Source organism: Vitiosangium sp. GDMCC 1.1324 (assembly GCF_003044305.1).
In the GTDB taxonomy this organism is placed as follows: Bacteria; Myxococcota; Myxococcia; order Myxococcales; family Myxococcaceae; genus Archangium.
Genome location: NZ_PZOX01000044.1, coordinates 1 through 23721, shown reverse-complemented (window position 1 = coordinate 23721; position 23721 = coordinate 1). Strand labels below are relative to the sequence as shown.

Below are 23721 nucleotides of genomic sequence, written 5' to 3'. Positions count from 1 at the left end.
GCGGAGATGATGGCGCCCGGGCCCCTGAACGAGGGTCCCGGGCGTTTGTCGTAGCACGAACTCCCGGGAGTACCTCCATGTCGGACGAGAAGGCATCGCAGCTGAACGCGGACCTGGTCGCGGCCATCGAAGACGCGGACGCCGAGGCCTTGAGGAAGGACTGGCGCGCGGCGCCGGAAGAGCTCGCCGCCCTGGAGCAGGCCCTCGGAACCGGGCTGCCCCCGGACCTCCGTGCCTTCCTGCTGCGCTTCGGAGGGGGAGGTTCACCTTCGACGGTGAAACCCTGTTCCGCGACTGAGGCTTCGTGACGCGCAGCGACATGGACGCGTCTACGAGGATTCCCCTATCAGGCGTGAGGCACACGAGGAGGTGGCGCGTCTGGCTCTCCGGTGTTTGGATTTATGCTGCCTCGGCCATCCAGCCTTGGATGGTCAGATACCCCAGGAGTGTGTGCCATGAAGCTCAGAGTGTCTTCGCTGTTGCTGTGTGGAGTCCTTTCCCTGTCCGCGGGTTGCCAGCCCGAGGAGGCCGACGCACCCGCGTTGAAGAGCCAGACGGAGGCCTTGAGCGATGGGGTCGGGAGTTGGGCTCCCACGGCTCCCAAGGCCAATGGCAATTTCACCACCTGTGCCGCCGTGCTGAGCGGCACGGGCGAGGTGCTGAATGCCTACTCTGGGTCCGTGCAGAGCTACGACCCGTACTCCAACACGTGGCGGGTCGTGGCTTCCCAGTGCACCCCGGGCGCCTGCGCGTCCGTCTCCCTGACGGAGCTGGCCTCGCGCCAGGTGCTGGCCGAGGTCCTCTACCCCTCACGCTCGGGCGGCACGTCGTATCTGAAGATCTACGACCCCGCCACGGACCAATGGACCTCGTCGCTGGCCCCGTCCAAGCGCAACCAGACCGTGACCCCGCTCGACTCGGGCAAGGTGCTGATCGCCGGAGGGTACAACTACATGAGTGCCACCCTCTCGTTCAACGGAGCGGAGGAGTACGACGCGGCGACGGATACGTACACCTTCATGGGCAACATGCTCACGGGCCGCGCCGAGCACACCGCGACCCGGCTCTACTCGGGTCAGGTGCTGGTCACGGGAGGCTACGCCGACTCGGGCAGGCTGGCCTCGGCCGAGCTCTACGACCCCGCCACGAAGACCTGGACGTCCGCGGGCTCGATGTCGCGCGCTCGCGCCCAGCACCGCGCGATCCGGCTCTTCTCGGGCAACGTGATGGTGATGGGCGGCACCTTGAGCACCACCGACACCTCGGTGGAGATGTATGACCCCTACAACGCGGCCTGGTTCGCGGGCCCGGCCCTACCCATCACCCAGCCCACCTCCGCCACGCTGCTCTACTCGGGTGAGGTGCTGGTGACCAACAACGCGGGACAGGCGGCAATCTACTCCCCGTCGCAGAACGCGTGGCTGCCCGCCGCGTCCGCGACCTCGGCCAACTCTCCAGGCGCCTCGGTCCTGCTCCAGACGGGTCAGGTGATGCGGCTCAATGGCAGCTCCGCCACCGCGGACGTGTTCTCGCGCTGAGAGCAAGTGACGGGGAGGCGCTCCTCATGGGCGCCTCCCTGGGGCTCTGGGGGCCGTCCTCGAGGAATGGTGGCATGCGTAAGGCTCAAGTGACGATTGTTCTTGTCTGGCTGGCGGGGGCGGCTGTCTATTCAGGAGTCTACGCCAGACACCAGTTGGAGTTGGGTCCCCCCGACGAGTACGCACGTACCTGGAGCTTCCAGTTGATGGCATTCGCGCTCGTTCGCATGCCATTTCTGCTGGCTGCTTTGGGAATCATGCTTTGGTTGTCTGGGCGGTGGCGCAAAACAAGAAATCCGGAAGGTTGAGGTTGGAGCAGAGAGGCCTATGCTCTGCTGCCCCGGCACGGTGGCCCACAGCTACGCCGCGGGTCTCTCCCGCAGCGTCTCCAGCGCCGTCGCAGGGGGTTGATACACCCACGCGGGTCAGGGCGTGTACACCTCCGCCGGGATGCTGTTGGAGGAGCCCCCGCTGCTGAGCACCTTGCCGCCAGGCAACAGGGTCATCTGGTAGGCAACGCGCATCACGGCCATGGAGTTCGTGAGGCTCCAGGTCCCCGTGGACGGGTCGTACACCTCCGCCGACGAGAGGAAGGACGCCACGCGATCGGAGCCTCCCGCGACGAGCACCTTGCCGTTGGGCAGCAGCATCGCACAGTGGCCGTTGCGGGGCGCCGCGACCATGGAGCTCGTGGGGCTCCAGGTCCCCGTGGCCGGGTCATACAGCTCCGCCGACGCGAGGGAGGTCTGGCCCATGTCCTGAGTGCCTCCCACGACGAGCACCTTGCCGTTGGGCAGCAGCGTCGCCGTGTGTTCGCGGCGCGCCGTGGCCATGGGGCCCGTGAAGCTCCAGGTCCCCGTGGCCGGATCGTACAGCTCCACCGACGACAGAGCGACGCCGTCCGCTTCGCCCCCCGCGACGAGCACCTTGCCGTTGGACAACAGCGTCGCCGTGTGGTGGTAGCGAGCCGTGAGCAAGGGCTTCGTGTAGGTCCACTCCTCCGTGGCCGGGTCGTACGTCTCCACCGATGGGAGGTCGGCAATACTGACGCCCCCCGCGACGAGCACCTTGCCGTTGGACAACAGCGTCGCCGCGTGGGCGGTGCGCGCGAAGTGCAGGGGGCCCGTCATGCGCCAGGTCCCCGTGGCCGGGTCGTACAGCTCCGACGTGTTCAAGGAGCCGCCTGCGCCTTTACCCGATCCGCCCATGACGAGCACCTTGCCGTTGGGCAGCAGGACCGCCGGGTGGTGGGCGCGCCCTCCCCAGACCATGGAGCCCGTGGAGCTCCAGGTCCCCGTGGCCGGATCGTACAGCTCCGCCGACGAGCGGAAGCGAGGCTCGTCGCCGCTCCCCCCCGAGACGAGCACCTTGCCGTTGGGCAGCAGGACCGCCGCGTGGGCGATACGCGCTTCGACTGTGGAGCCCGTCGCGGCCCACCCCGAGGCACAGGGCGGCAGCCCCGTGGGGGTGAAGACCGTGCTGGCCGTCAGACCGAAGGCATTGGTGACGGTGGCGGTGAGGGTCGTGGGCGTGCTCGGGGAGGCACAGGCGGGCGCGGTCCAGGACGCACGGCTGCGGGTGGTGTCGGAGACGGGGGTGCCCACGCTGCCGGAGCTGGCGCTCCAGGTGAAGGTGAGCACGGACCTCTCCGGGTCACTGGCGGTCACCTTGAAGTCGATGGTGCGGCCCGGGCGGACCTTCGGCGAGGACTGGGAGGACTGGGTGATGCGGGGAGAAGCGTGAGGGCGGGATGACGGGGGGGAGACCTCTTCCAGCTCCAGGAGGATGCGCCGGGTCTTGTTCGGGGCGAGGGTGATGCCGGAGATGGAGTCCTCGAAGAGCAGGGTATTGGAGGCGTCGAAGGCCTGGGCTCGGAAGGAGCGCTGGGGGCCGGGAGGGATGTTGTCGAGGGTGCCCTTCCACACGTCGCCCGTGGCGCTCAGGTCCAGGGAGAGCGGGGAGAAGTCGTCGGCGCTGGCGACAACGGAGACGCGGGAGACGGGGGCGTTGGGGGACTCGGGCACCGAGACGATGAACTGGGCCGAGCTGGTGTTCCTGGCGAAGGCGTCACCCGAGAAAAGCGCCAGGGTGAGCGCCAGGAGGAGCGGTGTGAATGCTGTATTCATGGGATGGAGCAACCTCGTTGAGATCAAAAGCAGCCGTCAGACGAATGTCTGTCCTGGAAGACAGGGGAATGGACGGATCGCCCATGTTCAGCGAGGCGATGGGCGAGTCTGACGGCGGCGGGCAGGATTGATTCAACGTCCCACGAATTTAATAGGCATACAGGATGGGCTGCTTTCGGGTCGACGTCCTGCTCCACCCGGATGCTGTAGTCGCAGCCTTCCCTGGCCGCATGCGCCTCCTGGACGACGGGCAGGTCGGCCCAGGCGGGAGACCCAAGCAATGTGACGATGCCGACGGCACTCATTCCGAGAATGCGCACGGCAACGGACTCCTCGAGGGAGAGTCCCACGAGACGTCCAGGGCACACGGCTATTCAACGCGGAGTATGAGCCGGCCGCTTCCGTCGTGGGCGCATCCGCTCCGGAGCGACCGGCCCAGCTGGAGGGGCGCCTCACTCGTCCCTGGAAATGGAAGTCAGGCGCACCTGGGGCGTGTTCTCGGCGAATTCCCCGGTGAACGTCGCCTTGGCGCCCCCCTCCTGGTAGCCGATGCCGACCTTCATGCGGATCTTGTAACTGACCACCCCCATGGAGCTGGAAGAGATGGCTTTGGGAGCGCTCGTCCCCCCCGAGGAGTTGAACACCAGGTACATCCACTCGGCGGAATCGGCAATGAGGGCCCACGAGGCATCCGCGTGGTCTGGCAGGTGCATCGGCGCGACGAACGGAGCGCCCTTCATGTAGAGAAAGGGCAGGGCCACGTCCTCATCCATCTCGGGACCATCCTCCTCGCTGCTCGGCGAGTGCTGATCGACCGCGAGCCCGAAGGCATACCGGCCCGCGACCTTGCGGCCGACGAGCTCCCGGTTGACGTCCGTGGTCGTCGGGAAATCGGGATCATCCGCCCGGAGCCATTTGAAGAGATCGTCGCCATAGGCCCACCCGCGTTTGCCATTGGCGGCGACCCGTACCTGGAACCACAGGCCGCTGAAGTTCTCGCCCTCGCGGGGCGGCGTGCGGTGCTCGCTCTCCTTCCTGATTTCCACTACCGTCCCACAGGGCCATGACTCCCGGACCGAGGCGGACCAGTCGGGGGCTTCTCGCAGCTCCACTTCTCGCTCGAAGACGTTGCACAGCACGCCGAGATTCTCCGCATCATCCAGTCCGGCGATGGGCGCCTTCATCTGGCCCGGCTGCCATTGGAGCATCAGCTCGGCGAGCCGGGGCTGGAGCTCACGCAACACCGCGTCGTAGGTGGCGGCCTGGCCCTTGGGAACGGCGATGGCCAGCGGGGATTGACCCGCCTCGACGCCGATGAGGCGCAGCGAGGTCCCCTCGAGGGCCTGCAGCAGGCCCACGTCCTCATCGAGGGCGCAGTCGGCCTCGTCTTGCTGGACCGCCGCCACCGCCAGCTTGGACGAGGCCGTGGGGACGAGCGTCGCCTGGGGCAGGACGCGTTGTGCGGCCTCGAGCGCGGGCCCCTTGGGCACCGCCACCCGCCCCGTCATCCCGGCGAGCGCCGCGGCGTCATCTGGCACCATCGATTCGCAGGATTCTCCACCCGCGAAGCGGTAGGAGATCGTCACGTAGGGTTGCGTGAAGTCGACCTGCTGCCGCCGCTCCTCGGTGGGCGAGATGGAGTTGAGACCCAGGTCCACCTTGCCCTGGGCGATGGCGCTCACGCTGTCCAGGGACAGGCTGCGCGGGTTGATGAACTCCACCGGCCGCCCGAGCCGCTGGCCCATCAGCCGCGCGAGGTCCGCCTCGAGTCCCTCCATCTGGCCCGCGCGCGGGAAGTGCAGCGGCACATAGGAACCGGCCAGCGCCACTCGCAGCGGTTTGGGAGGCGTGAGAGGTGTGGGCGCCGCGACGGTGACGGCCTTCTCGGGGGGTTGCGCCGCTCCGTTGCAGCTACAGCCCACGCCCGTGGAAACACAGGTGGCCAGCGCTCCCAGCGCGAGCCACCCTCGCATACGACTCTTCATGAACTCCCCCCCTCTGGATGAGTGGAGGGAATGCTACCCCAACCTGGCCGGGCTCGTTCAACTCACACAGAGCGTCGCTCCGTGTTCGCCGAAAGTAGCGCGCTACCGTCGCAGCTTCAGCGTGGGATCCCCCAGGACGACCGATGTCGCCGTGTGAAACTCGCGCGACTCATTCCAGGGGTAGATGAGCGGGACGTTCACGTGGTGCCGAATCGCCGCCCCGAGGCTGTCACCCTGCGAGAGCGCGGTCGCGACGTTGTATCCGAAGAATCCCTCCTGATTGTTGCCCATACCACCGGAATTGTTGGTCGTCCCCTTGGCCACGAGCACGCGGCTCGTCGGGCTGTAGAGGACCGAGCTCAGGAAGTTCGCGCGGGAGTCCAGGTTCCCAACGGCGCAGCCATTGCTCCAGAAGAAGACCGTCTGGACGGGGTTGGACTCGACCCAGTTGATCGTCAGCTTGCCATGCGCGCCCGTCCATCCATGCGAGTCCCCGACGAAGAAGTCGGCCGCGCCGTCGCGCAGAGCGGCATAGCCCTGGTCGACGCTCAGGCCCCCCGGCGGGCTGTCGAAGAAGATGCGGGCTGAGTCTTCCAGGCTGAACGGTTGCCACGAGTAGGTGCCCGAGCGCATGCCGTCCAGAATGCTCTCGTGCTCGGCGCTCGTCGTGGCCGTGAAGTGCTCGCTGACCTCGATGAAGGCGCGTGGCAGCGGATCTGCGCCCACGCGATAGGCGTGGTTCTTGTCAAAATAGCGGACGAGCGCCGCTTCGGTGTCGCTCACGCTGCCCTGATAGATGGGCAGCACGCCAACCCAGATCTCCCAATCCACGTTGCCGCCGTGCTGGTCGTATGAGTACGTCCGCCCTTTTGGAGAGTGATACCCCGGCGATGCCGTGAAGCTGCCATCGAGATCGGCGTAGAACTGGTAGGAGATCACCTCCTCGGAGAAGGACGGGAAGTCGGGGTTGGCCGACTCCGCGGTCACGGACTGGTAGGCGCGCGGGGCCTCGCCCACGAGGATGACGCCGTCGAGGCGGCTCCCCAGCGCCGAGCGACGCGCCCGCAGGTGCTCACGGAGCTCCACCGGCGACGCGAACGAACGACGGGTCTCGGTCACCTCGTAGCCGTCCGCGCAGAGATCCTGGGCGAAGCGCTCAAGACCGGGGTTGATGGCGGGACCGAGCCCCGGGTTGACGATCACCTCGACCGTCCGTTTGGCGGAGGGACACGCCGAGGGCGGCGAACAGGCGCCGCACCAGACGAGAACGAGGAGACCCGCAACAGCGCCAGTGTTCCAGTGACTGCGCTCGCGTTTCAGTGTCATCGCAGGGGCACCGTATCTACTCGGCCGAACGACAATCAAGCCCGCCTTCAACCCCCCGTCCATTCAGCATCCGTGGCAGGTGGTTGCGCAAGCGCAGCAGGAGGAGCTTCCAGGTGCCACTCGCCTCCACCGGAGTCTCGGGCGCAAGAAGTCTGGCGTGCACCGAGTGGCCGCACAGCTCACAAACCCTAACGGACGAGCAGTACCCCGGGCCGATGGCGGGGCGACAGGCTCGTGGAAAACTTCGTGGCGAACTGCACCAACCGAGGGAAAGAAGGTCGCGATGAAACGTGTCGTCGTCGATCACTTCGGCGGGCCCGAGGTCGTGAGGGTGGTGGAGGAGAACGAGCCCCGACCGGGTCCGGGAGAGGTCCGCGTCAGGGTTCTGGCCGCCGGCGTATCGTTCACCGATGCGCAGCTGCGCGCCGGCACGTATCTGGGCGGGCCGAAGCCGCCGTTCACGCCCGGCTACGAGCTCGTCGGCGTCGTCGAGGAGCTCGGCCCGGGCTGCTCGAGACTGCGAGCGGGAGACCGCGTCGGCGCGCTGACGGTGTGGGGCGCCGACGCGGAGCGCGTCTGCGTGCCGGAGAAGTACGCGGTCGAGGTGCCCGAGGACCTCGACCCGGCCGAGATCGTGAGCCTCATCTTCCCCTATATGACCGCCTACCAGCTGCTTCACCGCACGGCGATGGCGAAGCGCGGGGAGACGGTGCTCGTGCACGGCGCGGCCGGCAGGGTGGGCACCGCGCTCCTCGAGCTCGGAGCGCTGGCCGGACTTCGGCTCTTTGGCACCGCTTCAGCTCGCAACCGCGCCGCGGTCGAGCGGCTGGGCGCGGTGGCGATCGACTACCGCAACGAGGACTTCCTGGCGCGGGTGCGCGAGCTGACCGGCGACGGTGTGGACATCGCGCTCGACGGGATCGGTGGCACGGTGTCGCTTCGCTCCTTCCGCGCGCTGCGTCCCGGCGGAAGGCTGGTCGTGTTCGGCCGCTACGCCACGCTCGCGCACGGGCGCAAGAACTGGCGAGCGGTGCTCGAGTGGTACGCGGCGACCGCATGCGTCGCGCTCTGGGGCCTGCTCTCGCCCCGCCGGTGGGTGTTCTCCTACCGGATCCAGAAGCTGCGCATCCGCCACCAGGATTGGTTCCGGGAGGACTTCCTCGCGCTGCTCGAGCTGCTTCGTCGTGGAGACATCCACCCGGTCGTGGCCGAGCGCATGCCGCTATCCGACGCTCGTCGCGCTCACGAGCTGCTCGAGCTCTCGGCGGCGAAGGGAAAACTCGTGCTCGTGCCATGAGCCAACGAGGACGCTCGCGGGTGGATGCGTCGGGAATCGAACCCATGGCCACGCAGCTGGGAAAGGGCTGGAGGCGCTCGCGCCCGGCCGTCTGATGCGTGGCGCCCGGCTTGACGGCATGGGCCGATGGGAGGGAAGCAATGCCCATGCGCCCTCCTCTCTCGAAGACATTCCTCGTTCTTCTCCCGAGCCTGCTGCTGAGCGCGTGTCAGACGACACGCACGGTGACGCTGGTGGGAATGGCGGACTACCACTCGCGCGCGGTGCCCATCTACTCGGAGGGCGAGCCGGGCCAGGGCGGAGTGGCGCGAGCCATGGCCTACCTGCGCGCGGCCCGGTCGAGGCCGGACACGCTCGTCATCTCCGGGGGAGACACGGTGAACCAGGGCGTGCCCACGTGGAGTGACGTGTATGGGTGCGTGGAGTGGCCGTGGTTCAACAGTGTGGTGGACGTGATGGCACTGGGCAACCACGACCTGGACTACGGGGCCGAGGCCTTCGCGCGCTGCCGGGCTTCCATCTCGTACCCGGTGCTGAGCGCCAACCTGGTGGGCATGGATGGCAGACCCTACTTCCAGGTGGACGGCAAACCCTACCTGGTGCGCGACCTGGGGGGGCTACGACTGGGACTCTTCGCCCTGGCGGGGCCGGACATGCAGCATCTGGTGAAGGCCGAGCACCTGCCTCCGGGCACCCGGTGGACGAACGCGACCGAGGCGGCCCGGGCGGTGGTGGAGGCGCTGCGCCAACGCGAGCACGTGGACGCGGTGGTGCTCATCGGACACCAGACGCGCGAGGAGGATGTGGCGCTGGCGCGGGCGGTACCGGGCATCGACGTCATCCTCGGCTCACACTCGCACCTGAAGGAGGAGCTTCAGCAATTGCCAGGGACGAACACGTACGCCCTGTCGCCCTACCAGTACCTCACCTACCTGTCCGAGGTGCGGCTGCGCTTCCAGGACAGAAAGCTCGTGGGGGTGGACGGAGGCCTGGTGAAGATGGATGCCTCGAGGCCGGAGGATGCCCGGACGGCGGCGGAGGTGGCGCGGCTGCAAGCGGCACTCGTGGCGGACCGGCCAGAGCGCTTCGTCGAGATGGGCCGGCTGGCGGCGCCGCTGCGGGACGAGGGCGTCACCACGGGCCGGGCGGAGGTAGGCAGCTGGGCCACGGAGGTCTGGCGGCGGGCGGTGGGTGCCCATGTCCTCTTCGCGACGGCGTCGACCTTCCGGGCGGGACTGCCCGCGGGCCCGGTGGTGGCGGAGGACTTCTTCTGGGCCTTCCCGTACCGCAACAAGCTGGTGACGGCGAAGATGACGGGCGCGCAGCTCAAGGCGTGGGTGGAGCTGAGCGAGTCGAAGCGGGGCACGGACACCTACAGCCAGTACAGCGGGGTGCGTTACTCGGTGCACCAGGGGCGGGTGGAGGGATTGAGGGTGCTCGTGAATCCCGCCGCTCCCGAGCTGGGGGACGAGCCCGTGATGCCCGAGCGCACCTACCGCGTGGCGACCACGGAGTTCCAGGCGTTCGTGGCGGCGGGATACAAGGAGGCCTGGGCGCGGGCGGGCTCGTCTCAACTCACCGAGTGGGACTCCCAATCGCTGCTCGCGGGGGCGCTGTTGCGCTGACAAGTCCTCGGAGGCACGACTCCCCTCGAGAGAGGAGCACTTGTCACCGCCGGGCTCGAAGGCGTTGCGGGCGACTACCCGGCGAGTGGCGAGTAAAGACTAGCGGCCGCCCCCGGCTGCTTCGACGATGCGTTTGACCTCATCATCGAGCAGCGCACTCCCGTCGAGTCCCATGTCCTTGAAGACAGAGGAGAGCTCGAGGCTGACGATGCCATGCAGGCGCGTCCAGAAGAGGACGCCCAGGCGCAGGATGTGCGGCGGGAAGCTCACGTTGCCAGCGCGACGCTTGGACCAGGCCGTGAGCTGACGGTCGAGCGCGTCGGGAGGTCTGGTGACCGGCCGGTCGCCCGCGATGTCGGCGAGGAGCCGCAGCAGGAGGAGCATGCCTTCGTGAATCTCCGCGATGGCCTCCGCCGGGTCCTTGAAATCTTCTGCCCGCCCGCCAAACAGCAGCGCGTACCGGCGCGGATGCTTCAGCGCCCATCCACGGTAGGCGGAGGCGTACGCGGCCAGGTGCGCGGAGGGTGAGCGCCCCGTTGACGCCTCGACCGCTTCCCGGACCGCTGTCACCAGCTGGACGTAGATGTCGGTGTGAAGCGCGCCGAGCAGCTCGTCTCGTGAGGCGAAGTACCGGTAGAGCGCGGGGCCGGACATCCCCAGCTCCTTCGCAATCGCGTTGAGAGAAAGCGCCGCGAGGCCTCCTTCGTCGACCTGCCGCAGGGCGATGTCGCGGATTTCTCGGACCGTCTCCGCATGGATGCGCTCGCGCCGGGACAGAGGGGGGAGGGACATGGTCCTGAGAATAATAGGGTCACGCGATTGCGTCATGCTGTCATCTTAGTTATATGGTCTAACCAAGATGACAGCCACTAACGACGGAACGCATCACGAAGAGCCGCTCCCCGCGGCCGCTCCCAGCACCTCCCGGCAGGCGAGGGGTGGAGCCTCCGCCAGCGGCTTCCGGCCGCTCATCCCACTGGCCCTGGCCCAGTTCGTCGTGGTGCTGAGCACCTCCATCGTCAACATCGCGCTGCCGTCGATTCGCAGCGGCCTGGGGCTCGCGCCGGCCGGACTGACCTGGGTGGTCAACGCCTACGTCCTGGCCTTTGGCGGCTTCCTCCTCGCCGGAGGGAGGGCGGCCGACATCCTCGGGCGCCGCCAGGTCTTCACGGTGTCCCTGGCCGCCTTCGGTATGGCCTCGCTCGCCGCCGCCGTCGCGCCTGGGGCTGGCTTCCTCATCGCCGCCCGAAGCCTGCAAGGCGTCGCCGCTGCCGTCTTGTCTCCCACGGCGCTGTCCATCGCGCTCACCCTCTATCCGGAGGGCGAGGCCCGAAAAGTGGCGCTCGGTGTCTGGGGTGGAGTGTCCGGCGCGGGCGGTGCCGCGGGAGTCATCGCGGGAGGGTTGCTCACCGCGACATTCGGGTGGCGCTCGGTGTTCGTTGCCGCCGTCCCGTTCGTGGCCGTGGCCCTGGCCATGTCCCGCTCCTGGGCCGTCTCCTCCCCCAGGCCTTCCGAGCGGCCGGCCTTCGATGCCCCCGGCGCCCTCCTGGTCACCGCAGCACTCGGTCTCCTCACCTACGGTCTCGCCGGTGCCACGCACGACGGCTGGCTCTCGGCCCGCACGGTGGGGCTCCTCGCGACCGGGGCGCTCCTGCTCGCCGCCTTCGTCCAGGTCGAGCGGCACAGTGCGGCGCCGCTGGTGCATCCCGGCATCTTCGCCAACCCGAGCGTGCGCTTCGCCAACGCCGCCATGACACTCGTGGGGGGCGCATGGATCGGGCTGTTCTTCTTCCTTCCCCTCTACCAGCAGCAGGTCCTCGGCTATGGCCCGCTCCGAACCGGGCTCACGCAACTGCCACTCGCCGTGACGCTCATGGCCGCCTCGGCTCAGGTCCGCCGCATCACCGAGCGGATGGGGACCCGGAAGACGCTCGTCACCGGCCTCGTGCTCCTCACCGCCGGGCTTGCCTGGTTCGGCCGGGTCCCGGTCGAAGGCACCTTCGCCGCACACCTCCTCGGCCCGTCGCTCCTGGTTGGCACCGGCCTCGGCATCGCCTTTGTCGAACTGACCCGCCTCGCCACCCACGGCGTCACCCCGGCGGAGTCCGGATTGGCCAGCGGGCTCGTGAACACCACCCGCCAGTGCGGCGGCGCCATCGGCCTGGCCCTGCTCATGTCACTCGCCGCCAGCCGCATCGGGAGCGCCGCGGAGCCCGGTGTGGCCGCCCTCACCGAGGGCTACCGCGCTGCCTTCCTCGCCGCCTCGTTGCTCGCCGGCCTCGCCGCGCTCCTGGCGCTGCGCGCCCCCACCCTGCCGGCGGCCCTTCCTTCACCTGCAACCCACAACCCCTGACCCGCAAGGACATACGCACATGCAAGGACACACGCAAATGAACACCCACGCTCCATTCCTGTCCGGTCCGTTCACGCCAGTCCCCGACGAAATCACCGTCACCCACCTGCGAGTGCAAGGCACCCTGCCGTCCGAGCTCCATGGGCAGCTCGTGCGCAACGGCCACAATCCCATGCCGGGCGTCGTGCCGATTCATTGGTTCAAGGGCAGTGGCATGCTCCATGGGATTCGGCTCCAGGAGGGGCGGGCCGAGAGCTACCGCAACCGCTGGGTCCGGACGCCCGCCCTCCAGGGTGCGCCCTACATGACCGAACACGGCCCTGATTTCACGGCCCACTCCGCTGGCACCCACGCCATCAGCCACGCGGGCCGGATTCTCGCCCTCAACGAGGCGGGCCTCCCCTTCCAGGTCACGCCCGAGCTCGACACCGTGGGCGTGTTCGACTTCGCGGGGAAGCTCACCACTCCGATGACGGCCCACCCGAAGATCGACCCGCGCACCGGAGAGCTGCATTTCTTCGGCTACGGACCCTTCCCTCCGTACCTCACCTACTACGTCGCCTCGCCCCAGGGAGACATCATCCGGGCCGAGGTGGTGCCCGGCGCCGGCCCCTCGCTGATGCATGACTTCGCCATCACCCAGCGCCACATCGTCTGGTTCGACATGCCCGTGGTGTTCGACATGAACGACACGTCGGGCATGCCCTACGCCTGGAATGACCACTACCCGGCACGCATCGGAATCATGTCCCGCGCGAGCGGAGCGGTCCGCTGGTTCGAGGTCGACCCCATCTACGTCCTTCACGTCACCAACGCCTACGACGACGCGGAGGGCAGGGTCATCCTCGATGCCCCCGCGTTCGACCGCGCCGGCTGGGTGCGCTCAACGGCCTGGTGGGCGGGCCGTGCCGACCGGGGCCCCAGCCTCCTGAGCGGGGCGAGCCACCGGCGCTGGACCATCGACCCCGAGAAGGGAGTCGTCGGCTTGCAGACCGTGGATGACCTCATCGTCGAGTTCCCCACGGTCAGTCCCGCCATGGTCGGGCAGCCCTTCCGGTACGGGTACGCGCTCGCGCTTCCCGGTGGCGAGCAGGGCCCCTGGGCCCTGGCGAAGCATGACCTGACCACGGGCGCCCGTCAGCTCCGCACCTTCGGGCCCGGGCAACTGCCGAGCGAAGGGGTCTTCGTGCCCGCGGCCGGAGCGACCCGCGAGGATGCCGGCTACATCCTCACCGTGGTGAGCAACGCCGACCAGTCGCCGGCGGAGCTGCTCGTGCTCGACGCCACGAACATCGCGGGCGAGCCCGTGGCGGTGGTGGAGCTCCCTCGACACGTCCCCGGGGGCGTGCACGGCTCGTGGATTCCGGAGGAGGCATGACCATGGCTTCCGCTCCCACTCCATTCGAGACATCCATGGACATTGATCGAAATGCCCCCGTCATCGTCGCCGAGGAGCTCCAGGTCCTGGCGCCACCCGCCCGTGTCTGGGAGTTGCTCACGGACATTGACCGGTGGCCGGACTGGAACCCCGACATCAGCACCGCCGTCCTCGACGGTGCGGTAGCGGTTGGCTCGACGTTCCGGTGGACGACCGCTGGGCTCGCCATCGTCTCCACCATCGGCGAGGTGGTACCCGGCAAGCGGCTCGGTTGGTCGGGCGACACCGGTGGAATCTCTGGCATCCACGTATGGACGCTCGAACCCGGTGATCCGACAGGCCAGACCACCCTGGTCCGTACCGTCGAGTCCTGGAACGGAGAAGCCGTCCGGCAGGCTCCCGAGACCATGCGAGGTCTGCTCAAGACCGCCATCACTGCGTGGCTCGGCCATCTCCGCTCCAAAGCGCATCTGACCTACAACATCCCTGAATGAGAGCGTGAGCCGTCTGCTCCACGGCCACCACTGAGTCGGGGGCGCTCACCGTCGACGCTCACACGCCTGACGCCCGGGCGAGAGACCGTGGAGCGCCGCTGCCCTTCACAGATTCAGACCTTCGCCTCAACCCAGGTGACCGCCGAGCGGTGCACACAGCCAACACGAGAGGTGAAGAGATGTCGTTTGATGAAACACAGCAACCCCCTTCTGTGCAGGATCCGGCCCGGAGCCAGACACTCGACGTCCGCTCCAACGGAGAGATCGAGACCTACTTCGTCCCCGAAAACGACCCGGGCCACATCGTGCTCGCGAGTACCCAGCACAACGTGCGGAGCACGTGGGACCAGATCATCCCCGGTTTCTACACGCTCTTCGCCGAGGCCCCGAACCTGCTCTTCTACGACCGGACCGCGGGGCTGGGAGAGTTCTACACCACGGGCGAGCGCGGAGTGCTCCAACTCCTGCGCCGGCACGACAACCTCCGCCGCAGCTGGGACCTGATCGTTCCAGGCAGCTTCGCGGAGAGCAGTGGGGGCACCAGTACCCTGCTCTTCTACGACCGGGCCGCGGGACTGGGGGAGTTCTACACGACGGATGGCGCTGGCGGCATGACCCTGAAGAGGAGGCACACAAACTGGCGCCGGAGCTGGAACCTGATCGTTCCGGGAGCGTTCGTGAAACCCGCCGCCGGCGCACAGCTCAGCTTCGAGTCGCTGCTCTTCTACGACCGGGCCGCGGGGCAGGGGGAGTTCTACGCGACGGATGGGCAAGGGAACATCTCGCTGGCGGCGAAACACACGAACTGGAGCCGGAGCTGGGACGTGATCATCCCGTACGTCCATTTTGGCCCCCAGGAGAATCAGACCTTCCTGATGTTCTACGACCGGGCCGCGGGACTGGGGGAGTTCTACGCAACGGATGGAAAGGGAAACATCTCGCTGACGGCGAAACACACGAACTGGCGCAGGAGTTGGGACCTGATCATCCCGTTCAAACTCCCCACCGGCACCAACGGGCTGCTCTTCTACGACCGGGCGGCGGGGCAAGGGGAGCTGTACACGGTGGATGGCAGCGGAAACATCTCCCTGGTGGCGCAGTACACGGGCTGGCGCCACACCTGGAAGGCAATCGTGGACGTCCTCATCACAGGCAGCGGCGGTCCCCTGCCCGAGCCGGGTCTGCTCTTCTACCAGCCGTAGAGGAAGCCGCATCTCCGTCCCCGGCCCTGGAATCGCGCCAGGAGCCGGGGACGACCCCGCGTCAGCGCCTGCTCAGCTCGCCGCTGGCGCCGCGGCGCCCCTGGGTGCCAGACGCATGGGCTGTGCGCGGCCGTAGGTGAGCGAGCGCCACAGCCACTCGGCCGGGCCGAAGCGGAAGCGCGACAGCCACCAGTGGCTCAAGGGCACCTGCAAGGCGAAGACGGCCAGCGACACCGCCACGCAGCTCGACGGCGGCATCCGGCCCACGAGCCCCAACCCCCAGCCGTCATAGATGCACAGGCTCACCACCGTCTCCAGCAGGTAGTTGGTGAGTGCCATGCGGCCCACGGGGGCCAGCACCTGCATCACCCGCCGCCACCGCTCGCGCTGGAAGAGCAGCGCGAAGGCGGCCACGTACACCGCGGCCAGTCCCAGGTAGCCCACCTCCTGGATGACGGACATGACGAACATCCAGGAGTCCTTCGCCGGATCCACCAGCCCCGCGATGCGCAGGCGCTGCATCACCAGCCCCGTGCCGTTGCCCAGCACGCCCAGCACCAGCCCCCAGATAAGCAGCCGCCGATGCAACGGGCGGTGGCGCTCCACGTCCTGCAGCAGCAGGTGCCGCCCCGCGAGCAGGCCCAACAGGAAGCGGCCCAGGATGACACTCATCCAGAGCAGCCGGTTGACCCGGAAGAACATGTCCACGTAGTAGCGCGCGTTCGCCTCCTGGGTCGTCCAGAAGGAGCCGCTGGAGAGCCCCGCCAGGAATTGAGCCTTCTCCTGAGCCTCTTGGCTTTCACTGGCCTTCGCCGCCTCGGCTGCCGCCTGCGCGCCGTGCAGCAGGATGGGGCCAAAGCGCTGAATGGCGGGCACCACCAGGGGCACCGCCACCATCAGCACGAACACCCACGCCAACAACGTCCGGTCCGAGCGCTGGTAGAAGAGCAGCAGCGCGAAGCCCACCACCGCGTAGGTGGACAGGACGTCGCCCACCCAGAGCGCGAAGATGTGCGTCACGCCGATGCCCAGCAGCACCAGCAGCCGCCGCGAGTACAGCGGAACGATGGGGACGCCCCGGGCCTGGGCTCGCGTGAGCTGGATGGAGAAGCCCAGCCCGAAGAGGAAGGAGAAGAGGGTGACGAACTTCTGGTTCACGAAGAAGCTGTAGAGCGAGCTGACGACGGTCTCGAGCGGAGGTGCCGCCAGCGCCTGGGCCTGTTCGCGCGGCAGGAGGACGCGGCCGCTGAACCAGGAGAAGCTGTTGGAGACGAAGACGCCGCACAGCGCGAAGCCGCGCAGCACGTCCAGCAGCGTCACCCGCTCGGAGACGTCCACCGGGCGGGCTTCGGCGCCACGGGGAGGCGCGGAAGGAGTGGGTTCGGACATGCATCCAGCAGATGCCGGCCTTCCCCCCGCGTCAATCAAGTGCACTTGAGGTCAAGCCCAAGAGAAGCCCACCCGCGCCCACGGCTGCGCACCTGGCCTCGTCTGCCTAGAAGGAGACCAGCGCACCAGGGTGGCGCCCGCCGCGAGTCGCCCGCCACCACTCGGTCTGATAGAGAAGCCCGCACAGCAATGCCCACCCTCTCCCAGAAGGTCTTCCAGCTGCTCGCCCACTTCACGGTGGGACTCGCACTGGTGCTCTCCGGTTTCCTCGTGGGCCCTGCCTCGGCCCAGCGGCTCCCGGCGGAGGGGGCCGCGGGTGACGCCTTACGGAAGGCAGGCCCCGCACGCGGCTCGCCCATCCGGCTGCCCATCGAGGTGCTCGGCCGCGAGGGGTTGACGAAGACGGTGACGTTCTCGCTGGCCGCTCGGGACGTCCAGCAGCCGCTGCGCCTGTGGATGCAGGTCCACAGCCTGAGCTACGAGAACAAGGGCAGCATCCGCTTCAATGCCGGCGCCTGGCTGCCCCTGAGCAACGACACGGTGACGGTCGAGGGGCTCGGCAAGAACTTCGGAGGCATCGGCGGGGCCTTCGCGACGCTGAAGCTGAACCTGAGCGTGCCCGCCGGAGCGCTCGCGGCTGGCACGAACCAGCTCACCTTCCGTTTCAACACCTCGGACGAGCGCTCCATCGGCTACCGGGTGCTGAAGTTCAACCTGCTCCGGGCAGATGGAAGTCGCGTCCTTCCCGACACCACCTTCGAGGAGGACAACCCGGCCACCTGGCAACCGCCGCTCAAGGATGCCGCGTCCATCGCCGAGGGAGAGAAGCTCTGGCGCACGAAGCAACTGGTGCGCTCCTACAAGACTCGAGCGCCCATCCGCGCCCGGTGTATGGACTGCCATACCCAGGACGGGAGGGACCTGAAGTATTTCAATTATTCGAACCTCGCCATCATCGAGCGCGCGAAGTTCCACGGCATGACCGACACGGAGGCCTACAAGGTCGCCTCCTACATTCGCGCGCTGCCGGGCGTGCCGAACCCGGGGCGGCCGTGGAACCCTCCGTACCAGCCCGGCCCGGGACTGGACTCCAGGCCCGTCGAGCAGTGGGCTGCGGGAGCCGGAGTCGACGCGGTGCTCGAGCGGGACAGGGAGCTCCTCCGGTACATGTTCCCGGCGGGCATCACGAAGGAGGCGGTCGCCACCACGGCGAACCTCAGCGCCCGGGAGATGCCCATCTACTTCCAGCTCCCCGACTGGAATCACTGGCTGCCGAGCATCCACCCCAAGGACGCCTGGGGCGATGCCTTCGTCCAGGACAAGCTCAACACGCTCTACGCTGGCGAGGGGAACGCGAAGGGCATCACCGCGCCCCTGCGAGGCCTGGCCGCGAAGGTCCGCGCCACGGGCTACACCACCTACAAGAGCGCGCTCTACTATCCCCACTCCCTGTTCAACCAGTACCTCTACGAGTTCCTCCTGCCGAGGTACCAGGACACCCGCAAGAACCTGGTTCCGGATACGCAATACTCGCGCAAGGTCTACTCCACCGCGCTCTGGCACATGGTGAAGACGTGGGAGCTGATGCAGGAATTCGGCCTCGAGGGCCAACAACGCCAGCTCTTCCCCACCTCGCGGGAGACGCGCGGCTGGATGCGCAACAACAGCTTCGACACCTCCCCCAACCTGCTCAAGTTGCCGAGGAACAACACGGGCATCAATAACAACAGCCCGCTGATGTTCACCTACTTCTCGATGGCCTGGTATCAGCTCGCGCTGATCCTCTACAACGGCAACCATTCGGACGGAGCGGCTCGCAATGCCCAGCGGCCCATCGACTGGGGCTACGTGTACGGCTTCATCAAGGAGATGCGGATCGTCCCCCAGGGCACGCCTCCCAACAACGCGCTGCTCACGCTCTGGTTGGTGAAGGGAATGCAGGTCTCGGACAACACGCTCGGGCCCGGTGCACCGGGAGGGGCCGGGTGGAACCCGAAGGCCGTGGCCGACCTGAGCCGCCTGGTGTCACCGGACCACATGCCGGGCTGGAGCGACATCACCCCCCAGGAGCGCACGGCCATCCTGGAGGCCCTCCTGTCCACCTGGTGGGACAAGACGCGGCGGTACCCCGCGGCGGACTGGTGGAACGGAGGCGGCGCGAGCAAGACGGAGCGCATCAACGGCTTCTATGACGGCAGCCTGGGCAACCGCCTCTGGTACATGCTGCCGCAGTTCAAGTCCCTCGGGGTGAACCCCACCCTGGTCAACACCATCGCTGATTGGGCGCAGACCCTCTGGCCCCAGGCCGACTGGTCCGTGGTGAAGAACACCACCTGCACGTCCACCCGGCCCTACGTCCACTGCGCCTCCTCCGCGTTCTGAGCGCGAACGAGGAGGCAGGCGATGGACGCGGATCATGGTGGGCCTTCCGACGGGGTACGTGTATGAGGCACGTGATGCAAGAGCCGAGGACTCTTCTTCACCGCGCGCACGGGCTCCTGGTGCTGGGCCTGTACCTGATGTACCCCACGAACGCGCGGGCCTGCTCGTGCAGTCCCCCCACCCTGGACGAGGCGCGTGAGGGTTCGGACCTCATCTTCGCCGGACGGGTGGTGGACCCGGGATACAGCATCGGTGGAGGACTACTCACCGGAAAGGTGCGGTTCGAGGTCCTCGACCTCTACAAGGGCTCCGTAGGCAAGACGGTCCGTGTGAGCATGTACTCACGGGGCAACTGCGGCCCTGACCTCCTGCCTGCCGGAATGGAGCTGCTCGTGTTCGCGAACAACGACGAGGATTGGCTCCCAGGCCCCAACTACTGGGTGTATCCCTGCTCGCGCACCGCGCTCTTGTCACACGCGACAGAGGAGGTGCGGGCGTTGGGTGCACCGATTCCCATCTCGAGCGGGGCGAATGTGTCCGGGCCCGTGCTCGTCACGCTCGCATCCCTTGGCGTGCTCGCTTGCACCGGGGTGGCCTGGCAGCTCCGGCGCTGGAGGCGCGGGGACTCCTGACGTCTTCTAGCGGATCGCCTCGTAGGCCGAGCGCCAGAAGTCCACGAACGCCGCGGGCGCGACCGGCGAGTCCATCAGCCGCTGCATCATCAGGATGCCGATCAGACCGGTCTCGGGGTCCCAGTCGCAGGACGTTCCGTACCCACCATCCCAGCCAAAGCCGCGAGGCTCCCCGGGCTCATGCTCAAGGACGACGGAGAGTGCATAGCCCCAACTTCGCTTCTCCCAGAAGCCGGGGCTGAAGGGCGACACGGCCTTCTGCTGGGGCTTGATGTGGTCGGTGGTCATGCGCTCGACCGAGCGCTCCAAGAGGATGCGTCTGCCCCCGTGACGTTGCATCGTCCGCTCCTCTCCCGTATTACTGATTGCGAACCACAACTGGTTCCACGGCATGAACACTGGTGCGAGAATGCAACCGGTTTTCCCTGGAGCAGAAGGATGAGTGTCGAACACCGGTCGGGCTGCCCGATCAATCTCTCGCTCGAGGTATTCGGGGACCGCTGGAGTCTGATCATCCTGCGCGACATCGTCTTCGGCGGCCGGCGGCATTTCCGGGAGCTGCTGACGCAGTCCGAGGAAGGCATCTCGTCCAACATCCTGGCCGATCGCCTGAAGATGCTGCTGGACGAGGGAATGATCACCAAGGCGGACGATCCCAGCCACAAGCAGAAGGCGCTCTACAGCCTGACGGAGAAGTCCATCGCGCTCGTCCCCATCTTCGCTCACCTGGGCGCCTGGGGGCGCAGGTACCTGCCGGTGTCCGAGGAGCTCAGCATCCGAGCGCAGTTGCTGGAGGAAGGCGGCCCAGCCATGTGGGAGCAGTTCATGGCCGAGCTGCGCGAGGCGCATCTCGGGAAGCCGGCGAAACGAAAGGGCCCTTCCGTCGCCGAGCAGCTACAAGCCGCCTACGAAGAGGTGCGCGCCCGGCAGGCAGCGAAGACCCGGCGGTGAGGCGCGGGTCAGCGCGATGGTGGACGTCACCACGCAGCGCACACGCTACGTGACAGGATGGGGTGCCTCGAGTAGCTCTCGGACCGATGCTTCGCCGCCCGATGCCCTTACGGACACCGCCATCACGCTGCTCCAGCACAGGGGCTTCCTCTTCAGCGGCACCCTGGGCATCTCGTTCTTCTGAAGTCGTCTCTGGCCCGGGACACCACCTGGCTCCGCGGCAGCGGCAGAGGGGGCAATGGCAGACAACCCCCCCTCTGCGAGCTCGGGCCCGAGCCGGCCGGCGCCTCACTCTCCCTGCATCAGCCCAGTAATCCTGCCGTCGTCGTGGACGACGATGCGGCGCGAGGCCGGCTCGCGCGGCAGGCCGGGCATGGTGAGCAGCTCCCCCGTGAGCGCCACCAGGAAGCCCGCCCCCGCGGACAGCCGCACCTCGCGCACCGTCAGCGTGAAGCCTCGGGGCCGGCCAGCCTTCGTCGGATCGTCCGATAGCGACAGGTGCGTCTTCGCCATGCACACCGGCAGCCCCGCGCCGCCCAGTGCTCGCACCGCCTCCAGGTCCTTCATCGCCCCCGGCATGAACGCCACGTCGTCCGCGCCGTACACCGTGCGCGCGATGGCGCGGATCTTCTCCTCGGGCGACTGCTCCAGCGTGTAGAGGAAGCGCGGTGTCGGCGGCGCCGCGTCCGTGGAGTCGAGCATCGCCAGCACCGTATCCGCGAGCTCCAGCGAGCCCTCCCCGCCCCGCGAAAAGCCATCACATACCGCGATGCCCACCCCGCGCGCCTTCGCGAAGGCCCGCAGCTCGTCCAGCTCCGACTCCGTGTCCTGCGGGAAGCGATTCACGCACAGCACCGCCGGCAGGCCAAACGCCGCCACCGACTCCAGGTGCTTCTCCAGGTGGTCGAAGCCACGCACCAGCGCCTCGCGGTCCGGCTCGGCCACCTTCGCCAGGGCCGCGCCGCCGTGGTGCTTGAGCGCGCGCAGCGTCACCACCAGCATCACGCCCCGGGGCCATAGGCCCGCGCTCCGGCATTTGATGTCGAGGAACTTCTCCGCGCCCAGGTCGAAGCCGAAGCCCGCCTCCGTCACCACCTCGTCCGCGTAGGCCAGCGCCATCCGCGTGCCCATCACCGAGCTGCACCCGTGCGCGATGTTGCCGAACGGCCCCGCGTGCACCAGCGCCGGGCCGCCCTCGCGCGTCTGCGCCAGGTTGGGCATCAGCGCGTCCTTGAGCAGCGCCACCATGGCCGCCGCCGCGTCCACGTCCTTCGCCCTCACCGCCGAGCCGTCCGGCGCCTGCCCCACCACGATGCGGCCCAGCCGCGTCTCCAGGTCCTTGAGGCTCTCGGCCAGCGCGAGGATGGCCATCACCTCGCTGGCGGCGGTGATGTCGAAGGACGTCTCGCGCGGCACGCCGTTCGCCTTTCCCCCCAGTCCGACGATGACGTTGCGCAGGAACCGGTCGTTCATGTCCAACGCACGCCGCCAGCGCACGCGCGTGGACTCCAGCACCACCGGGTGGCCGTAATAGACTGAGTTGTCCACCAGCGCCGCCAGCAGGTTGTGCGCGCTGGTGATGGCGTGCAGGTCGCCCGTGAAGTGCAGGTTGATGTCGGCCGCGGGCTCCAGGCTGGCCTCGCCGCCGCCCGTGCCGCCACCCTTCACGCCGAAGACGGGCCCGAGCGACGGCTCGCGCAGCGCCGCCACCGCGCGCCGGCCTCGCCGCCGCAGGCCCATGGCCAGCGCCACGGACATCGTCGTCTTGCCCTCACCCGGCGGCGTGGGGTTGATGGCGGACACGAGCACCAGCCGGCCCTGGCGCGAGCGGCGGCCGAGCGCCTCCAGCGACACCTTGGCGCGGTCGCGCCCCCACGGCAGCACATCCTCGGGAGCGAGGCCCAGCTCTGCACCGACTTCAGCGATGGGACGAAGCTTCATGCCGCGGACTCTCGGCGCCCGGGCCGCCGAGGTCAACGCTCATGACAATCATTGCGTGGCGGCGACCCGGTGCCCCCTTCTTCCACGCGTTCGTCGCAGTGCGTCGCGCTCTGTCCCTCAGCCCGGCAAGAGTCATTTCCTCAAAGAGCGATAACACCCGGAGTGTCAGTCAAGACGAGTAAGGTGTTGCTCGTAACACCCAGGAGCGAGCCGTCAGCGCTCCGCCCCCCCCCAACATGGAGCAAGCCATGAAGAAGCTGTTCCTCATCACCCTCTGTCTGACCCTGCCGGCTTTCGCCTCGGAGCCCGAGCCCTCTCCCTCCAGCCAGTCCACTGTCGAGACGAGCGGCGAAGAGAACACGGATACGGAGTCTCTGATGTCCGGCCCGGTCCTCCTCCCCTATTGCTGGAATCTTGATCAGACAAGCTGTTCCCCTGCCGGCGCGACCCAGGGCTGCACGGATGGAATCTACACGGACTACGTGTGCACCTGCGTGAGCTACACCGTGGGTACCACCCGGACCGTGAAGTGGGATTGCCCCGAGGTCCGCTAGACCCCCCCTCGGTCAGCAGCTCGCTCCAGTTCTGGGGCGAGCTGCTGTACCTGATGGCCAGGGAGTGAGTGCTTCACGCGCCTGGCCGTCTGGGTGAGGTCAGCGCCCCAGCTCGACGTTCTCGAGGACTCCGAGCGCGTCGGGGATGAGGATGGCCGCGGAGAAGTAGGTGCTCACGAGGTAGGAAATAACGGCCTTCTCGTTGATGCCCATGTGCCGGACGGAGAGACCGGGCTCCACCTCATCCGGGATGCCGGTGTGGTGCAGACCGATGACGCCTTGATCGTCCTGCCCCGTACGCATCACGATGATGGAGCTCGTGAGGTTCTCGGAGATGGGAATCTTGTCGCAGGGCAGGAGGGGGACCCCGCGCCACGCCATGACCCTTCTGCCCTCCACCTCGACGGTGGGCGGGTAGACTCCCCGGCGGGTGCACTCCCGGCCAAACGCGGCGATGGTGCGCGGATGGGCCAGGAAGAACCGCGACTTCCTGCGCCGGCTGAGCAGCTCATCCATATCGTCAGGGGTGGGTGGCCCGCTGCGCGCTT

The 23721-nt window shown here is 67.9% G+C and carries 21 protein-coding genes and 1 pseudogene; 13 read left to right on the top strand and 9 right to left on the bottom strand.

Annotation, left to right across the window (positions count from 1 at the left end):
• The first annotated feature begins 77 nt into the window (after window positions 1-77).
• Together DAT35_RS56500 and DAT35_RS56495 are read left to right on the top strand one after the other, a co-directional pair.
• The gene (locus DAT35_RS56500; protein WP_108077782.1) at window positions 78-308 is read left to right on the top strand and encodes an SMI1/KNR4 family protein; all 231 of its coding nucleotides are present in this window, start codon (window positions 78-80) and stop codon (window positions 306-308) included.
• A 147-nt stretch (window positions 309-455) separates the two neighbouring features.
• Window positions 456-1538, top strand: a complete 1083-nt coding sequence (locus DAT35_RS56495) for a kelch motif-containing protein (RefSeq protein WP_158502426.1) — start codon at window positions 456-458, stop codon at window positions 1536-1538.
• Window positions 1539-1963: 425 nt separating this feature from the next.
• On the opposite strand, the gene DAT35_RS56490 is transcribed toward DAT35_RS56495, so the two are convergent.
• From DAT35_RS56490 to DAT35_RS56480, 4 genes are all read right to left on the bottom strand, one after another.
• A complete protein-coding gene (locus tag DAT35_RS56490; RefSeq protein WP_108077780.1) occupies window positions 1964-3664 on the bottom strand; it encodes a kelch repeat-containing protein in 1701 nt (566 codons plus the stop codon).
• Between the two features lie 23 nt (window positions 3665-3687).
• The gene (locus DAT35_RS58645) at window positions 3688-3984 is read right to left on the bottom strand and encodes a hypothetical protein (RefSeq protein WP_146210319.1); all 297 of its coding nucleotides are present in this window, start codon (window positions 3982-3984) and stop codon (window positions 3688-3690) included.
• 132 nt (window positions 3985-4116) lie between these two features.
• Window positions 4117-5649, bottom strand: coding sequence for a transporter substrate-binding domain-containing protein (locus tag DAT35_RS56485; RefSeq protein ID WP_108077779.1), 1533 nt, complete (start codon window positions 5647-5649; stop codon window positions 4117-4119).
• Window positions 5650-5751: 102 nt separating this feature from the next.
• Window positions 5752-6975, bottom strand: coding sequence for a hypothetical protein (locus tag DAT35_RS56480; RefSeq protein ID WP_146210318.1), 1224 nt, complete (start codon window positions 6973-6975; stop codon window positions 5752-5754).
• A gap of 283 nt (window positions 6976-7258) precedes the next feature.
• Between DAT35_RS56480 and DAT35_RS56475 the strand changes: the two genes are divergently transcribed.
• Complete coding sequence (locus DAT35_RS56475; protein WP_108077777.1) at window positions 7259-8272, top strand: medium chain dehydrogenase/reductase family protein; 1014 nt, start codon at window positions 7259-7261, stop codon at window positions 8270-8272.
• A gap of 146 nt (window positions 8273-8418) precedes the next feature.
• Window positions 8419-9897: a bifunctional UDP-sugar hydrolase/5'-nucleotidase gene (locus DAT35_RS56470; protein WP_108077794.1), complete on the top strand. Its 1479-nt coding sequence runs from the start codon at window positions 8419-8421 to the stop codon at window positions 9895-9897.
• A gap of 99 nt (window positions 9898-9996) precedes the next feature.
• Here DAT35_RS56470 and DAT35_RS56465 read toward each other — a convergent pair whose 3' ends face one another.
• Window positions 9997-10689: a TetR/AcrR family transcriptional regulator gene (locus tag DAT35_RS56465; protein ID WP_158502424.1), complete on the bottom strand. Its 693-nt coding sequence runs from the start codon at window positions 10687-10689 to the stop codon at window positions 9997-9999.
• 67 nt (window positions 10690-10756) lie between these two features.
• Here DAT35_RS56465 and DAT35_RS56460 point away from each other — a divergent pair, with 67 nt between their 5' ends.
• From DAT35_RS56460 to DAT35_RS56445, 4 genes are all read left to right on the top strand, one after another.
• Window positions 10757-12250, top strand: coding sequence for an MFS transporter (locus DAT35_RS56460; RefSeq protein WP_108077775.1), 1494 nt, complete (start codon window positions 10757-10759; stop codon window positions 12248-12250).
• A gap of 37 nt (window positions 12251-12287) precedes the next feature.
• A complete protein-coding gene (locus DAT35_RS56455; protein WP_108077774.1) occupies window positions 12288-13628 on the top strand; it encodes a carotenoid oxygenase family protein in 1341 nt (446 codons plus the stop codon).
• Window positions 13629-13663: 35 nt separating this feature from the next.
• The gene (locus DAT35_RS56450) at window positions 13664-14122 is read left to right on the top strand and encodes an SRPBCC family protein (RefSeq protein ID WP_158502422.1); all 459 of its coding nucleotides are present in this window, start codon (window positions 13664-13666) and stop codon (window positions 14120-14122) included.
• Between the two features lie 179 nt (window positions 14123-14301).
• The gene (locus tag DAT35_RS56445) at window positions 14302-15324 is read left to right on the top strand and encodes a hypothetical protein (RefSeq protein WP_146210317.1); all 1023 of its coding nucleotides are present in this window, start codon (window positions 14302-14304) and stop codon (window positions 15322-15324) included.
• Between the two features lie 72 nt (window positions 15325-15396).
• On the opposite strand, the gene DAT35_RS56440 is transcribed toward DAT35_RS56445, so the two are convergent.
• Window positions 15397-16713 (bottom strand): DUF418 domain-containing protein, encoded by a 1317-nt coding sequence (locus DAT35_RS56440; protein ID WP_108077771.1) that lies wholly within the window; start codon window positions 16711-16713, stop codon window positions 15397-15399.
• A 189-nt stretch (window positions 16714-16902) separates the two neighbouring features.
• Between DAT35_RS56440 and DAT35_RS56435 the strand changes: the two genes are divergently transcribed.
• Window positions 16903-19095: a hypothetical protein gene (locus DAT35_RS56435; protein ID WP_108077770.1), complete on the top strand. Its 2193-nt coding sequence runs from the start codon at window positions 16903-16905 to the stop codon at window positions 19093-19095.
• 74 nt (window positions 19096-19169) lie between these two features.
• The gene (locus DAT35_RS56430; protein WP_108077769.1) at window positions 19170-19727 is read left to right on the top strand and encodes a hypothetical protein; all 558 of its coding nucleotides are present in this window, start codon (window positions 19170-19172) and stop codon (window positions 19725-19727) included.
• A gap of 6 nt (window positions 19728-19733) precedes the next feature.
• On the opposite strand, the gene DAT35_RS56425 is transcribed toward DAT35_RS56430, so the two are convergent.
• Complete coding sequence (locus tag DAT35_RS56425; protein WP_233262304.1) at window positions 19734-20066, bottom strand: beta-lactamase family protein; 333 nt, start codon at window positions 20064-20066, stop codon at window positions 19734-19736.
• Between the two features lie 99 nt (window positions 20067-20165).
• Between DAT35_RS56425 and DAT35_RS56420 the strand changes: the two genes are divergently transcribed.
• The gene (locus tag DAT35_RS56420; RefSeq protein WP_108077768.1) at window positions 20166-20678 is read left to right on the top strand and encodes a helix-turn-helix domain-containing protein; all 513 of its coding nucleotides are present in this window, start codon (window positions 20166-20168) and stop codon (window positions 20676-20678) included.
• A gap of 16 nt (window positions 20679-20694) precedes the next feature.
• Window positions 20695-20862 carry a hypothetical protein gene (locus tag DAT35_RS59700; RefSeq protein WP_158502420.1) on the top strand — a complete coding sequence of 56 codons (168 nt, stop codon included), beginning with the start codon at window positions 20695-20697 and terminating at the stop codon, window positions 20860-20862.
• A 104-nt stretch (window positions 20863-20966) separates the two neighbouring features.
• On the opposite strand, the gene DAT35_RS56415 is transcribed toward DAT35_RS59700, so the two are convergent.
• Entirely contained in the window at window positions 20967-22619 is a 1653-nt protein-coding gene (locus tag DAT35_RS56415) for a formate--tetrahydrofolate ligase (RefSeq protein ID WP_108077767.1), read from the bottom strand.
• Window positions 22620-22867: 248 nt separating this feature from the next.
• Here DAT35_RS56415 and DAT35_RS56410 point away from each other — a divergent pair, with 248 nt between their 5' ends.
• Window positions 22868-23173 carry a hypothetical protein gene (locus tag DAT35_RS56410; RefSeq protein ID WP_108077793.1) on the top strand — a complete coding sequence of 102 codons (306 nt, stop codon included), beginning with the start codon at window positions 22868-22870 and terminating at the stop codon, window positions 23171-23173.
• Between the two features lie 99 nt (window positions 23174-23272).
• On the opposite strand, the pseudogene DAT35_RS56405 reads toward DAT35_RS56410, so the two are convergent.
• Window positions 23273-23721, bottom strand: a pseudogene (locus DAT35_RS56405) (Crp/Fnr family transcriptional regulator); the annotation flags it as partial.

Excerpts from the sequence above, each read along its gene's own strand:
- DAT35_RS56500 (WP_108077782.1), top strand. The coding sequence starts at position 78 with ATGTCGGACGAGAAGGCATCGCAGCTGAACGCGGACCTGGTCGCGGCC.
- DAT35_RS56425 (WP_233262304.1), bottom strand. The coding sequence starts at position 20,066 with ATGCAACGTCACGGGGGCAGACGCATCCTCTTGGAGCGCTCGGTCGAG.
- DAT35_RS56420 (WP_108077768.1), top strand. The coding sequence starts at position 20,166 with ATGAGTGTCGAACACCGGTCGGGCTGCCCGATCAATCTCTCGCTCGAG.
- DAT35_RS56430 (WP_108077769.1), top strand. The coding sequence starts at position 19,170 with ATGCAAGAGCCGAGGACTCTTCTTCACCGCGCGCACGGGCTCCTGGTG.
- DAT35_RS56440 (WP_108077771.1), bottom strand. The coding sequence starts at position 16,713 with ATGTCCGAACCCACTCCTTCCGCGCCTCCCCGTGGCGCCGAAGCCCGC.
- DAT35_RS56495 (WP_158502426.1), top strand. The coding sequence starts at position 456 with ATGAAGCTCAGAGTGTCTTCGCTGTTGCTGTGTGGAGTCCTTTCCCTG.
- DAT35_RS59700 (WP_158502420.1), top strand. The coding sequence starts at position 20,695 with ATGGTGGACGTCACCACGCAGCGCACACGCTACGTGACAGGATGGGGT.
- DAT35_RS56445 (WP_146210317.1), top strand. The coding sequence starts at position 14,302 with ATGTCGTTTGATGAAACACAGCAACCCCCTTCTGTGCAGGATCCGGCC.
- DAT35_RS56480 (WP_146210318.1), bottom strand. The coding sequence starts at position 6,975 with ATGACACTGAAACGCGAGCGCAGTCACTGGAACACTGGCGCTGTTGCG.
- DAT35_RS56435 (WP_108077770.1), top strand. The coding sequence starts at position 16,903 with ATGCCCACCCTCTCCCAGAAGGTCTTCCAGCTGCTCGCCCACTTCACG.
- DAT35_RS56485 (WP_108077779.1), bottom strand. The coding sequence starts at position 5,649 with ATGAAGAGTCGTATGCGAGGGTGGCTCGCGCTGGGAGCGCTGGCCACC.
- DAT35_RS56470 (WP_108077794.1), top strand. The coding sequence starts at position 8,419 with ATGCGCCCTCCTCTCTCGAAGACATTCCTCGTTCTTCTCCCGAGCCTG.
- DAT35_RS56455 (WP_108077774.1), top strand. The coding sequence starts at position 12,288 with ATGAACACCCACGCTCCATTCCTGTCCGGTCCGTTCACGCCAGTCCCC.
- DAT35_RS56465 (WP_158502424.1), bottom strand. The coding sequence starts at position 10,689 with ATGTCCCTCCCCCCTCTGTCCCGGCGCGAGCGCATCCATGCGGAGACG.
- DAT35_RS56450 (WP_158502422.1), top strand. The coding sequence starts at position 13,664 with ATGGACATTGATCGAAATGCCCCCGTCATCGTCGCCGAGGAGCTCCAG.
- DAT35_RS56410 (WP_108077793.1), top strand. The coding sequence starts at position 22,868 with ATGAAGAAGCTGTTCCTCATCACCCTCTGTCTGACCCTGCCGGCTTTC.
- DAT35_RS56460 (WP_108077775.1), top strand. The coding sequence starts at position 10,757 with ATGACAGCCACTAACGACGGAACGCATCACGAAGAGCCGCTCCCCGCG.
- DAT35_RS56475 (WP_108077777.1), top strand. The coding sequence starts at position 7,259 with ATGAAACGTGTCGTCGTCGATCACTTCGGCGGGCCCGAGGTCGTGAGG.
- DAT35_RS56415 (WP_108077767.1), bottom strand. The coding sequence starts at position 22,619 with ATGAAGCTTCGTCCCATCGCTGAAGTCGGTGCAGAGCTGGGCCTCGCT.
- DAT35_RS56490 (WP_108077780.1), bottom strand. The coding sequence starts at position 3,664 with ATGAATACAGCATTCACACCGCTCCTCCTGGCGCTCACCCTGGCGCTT.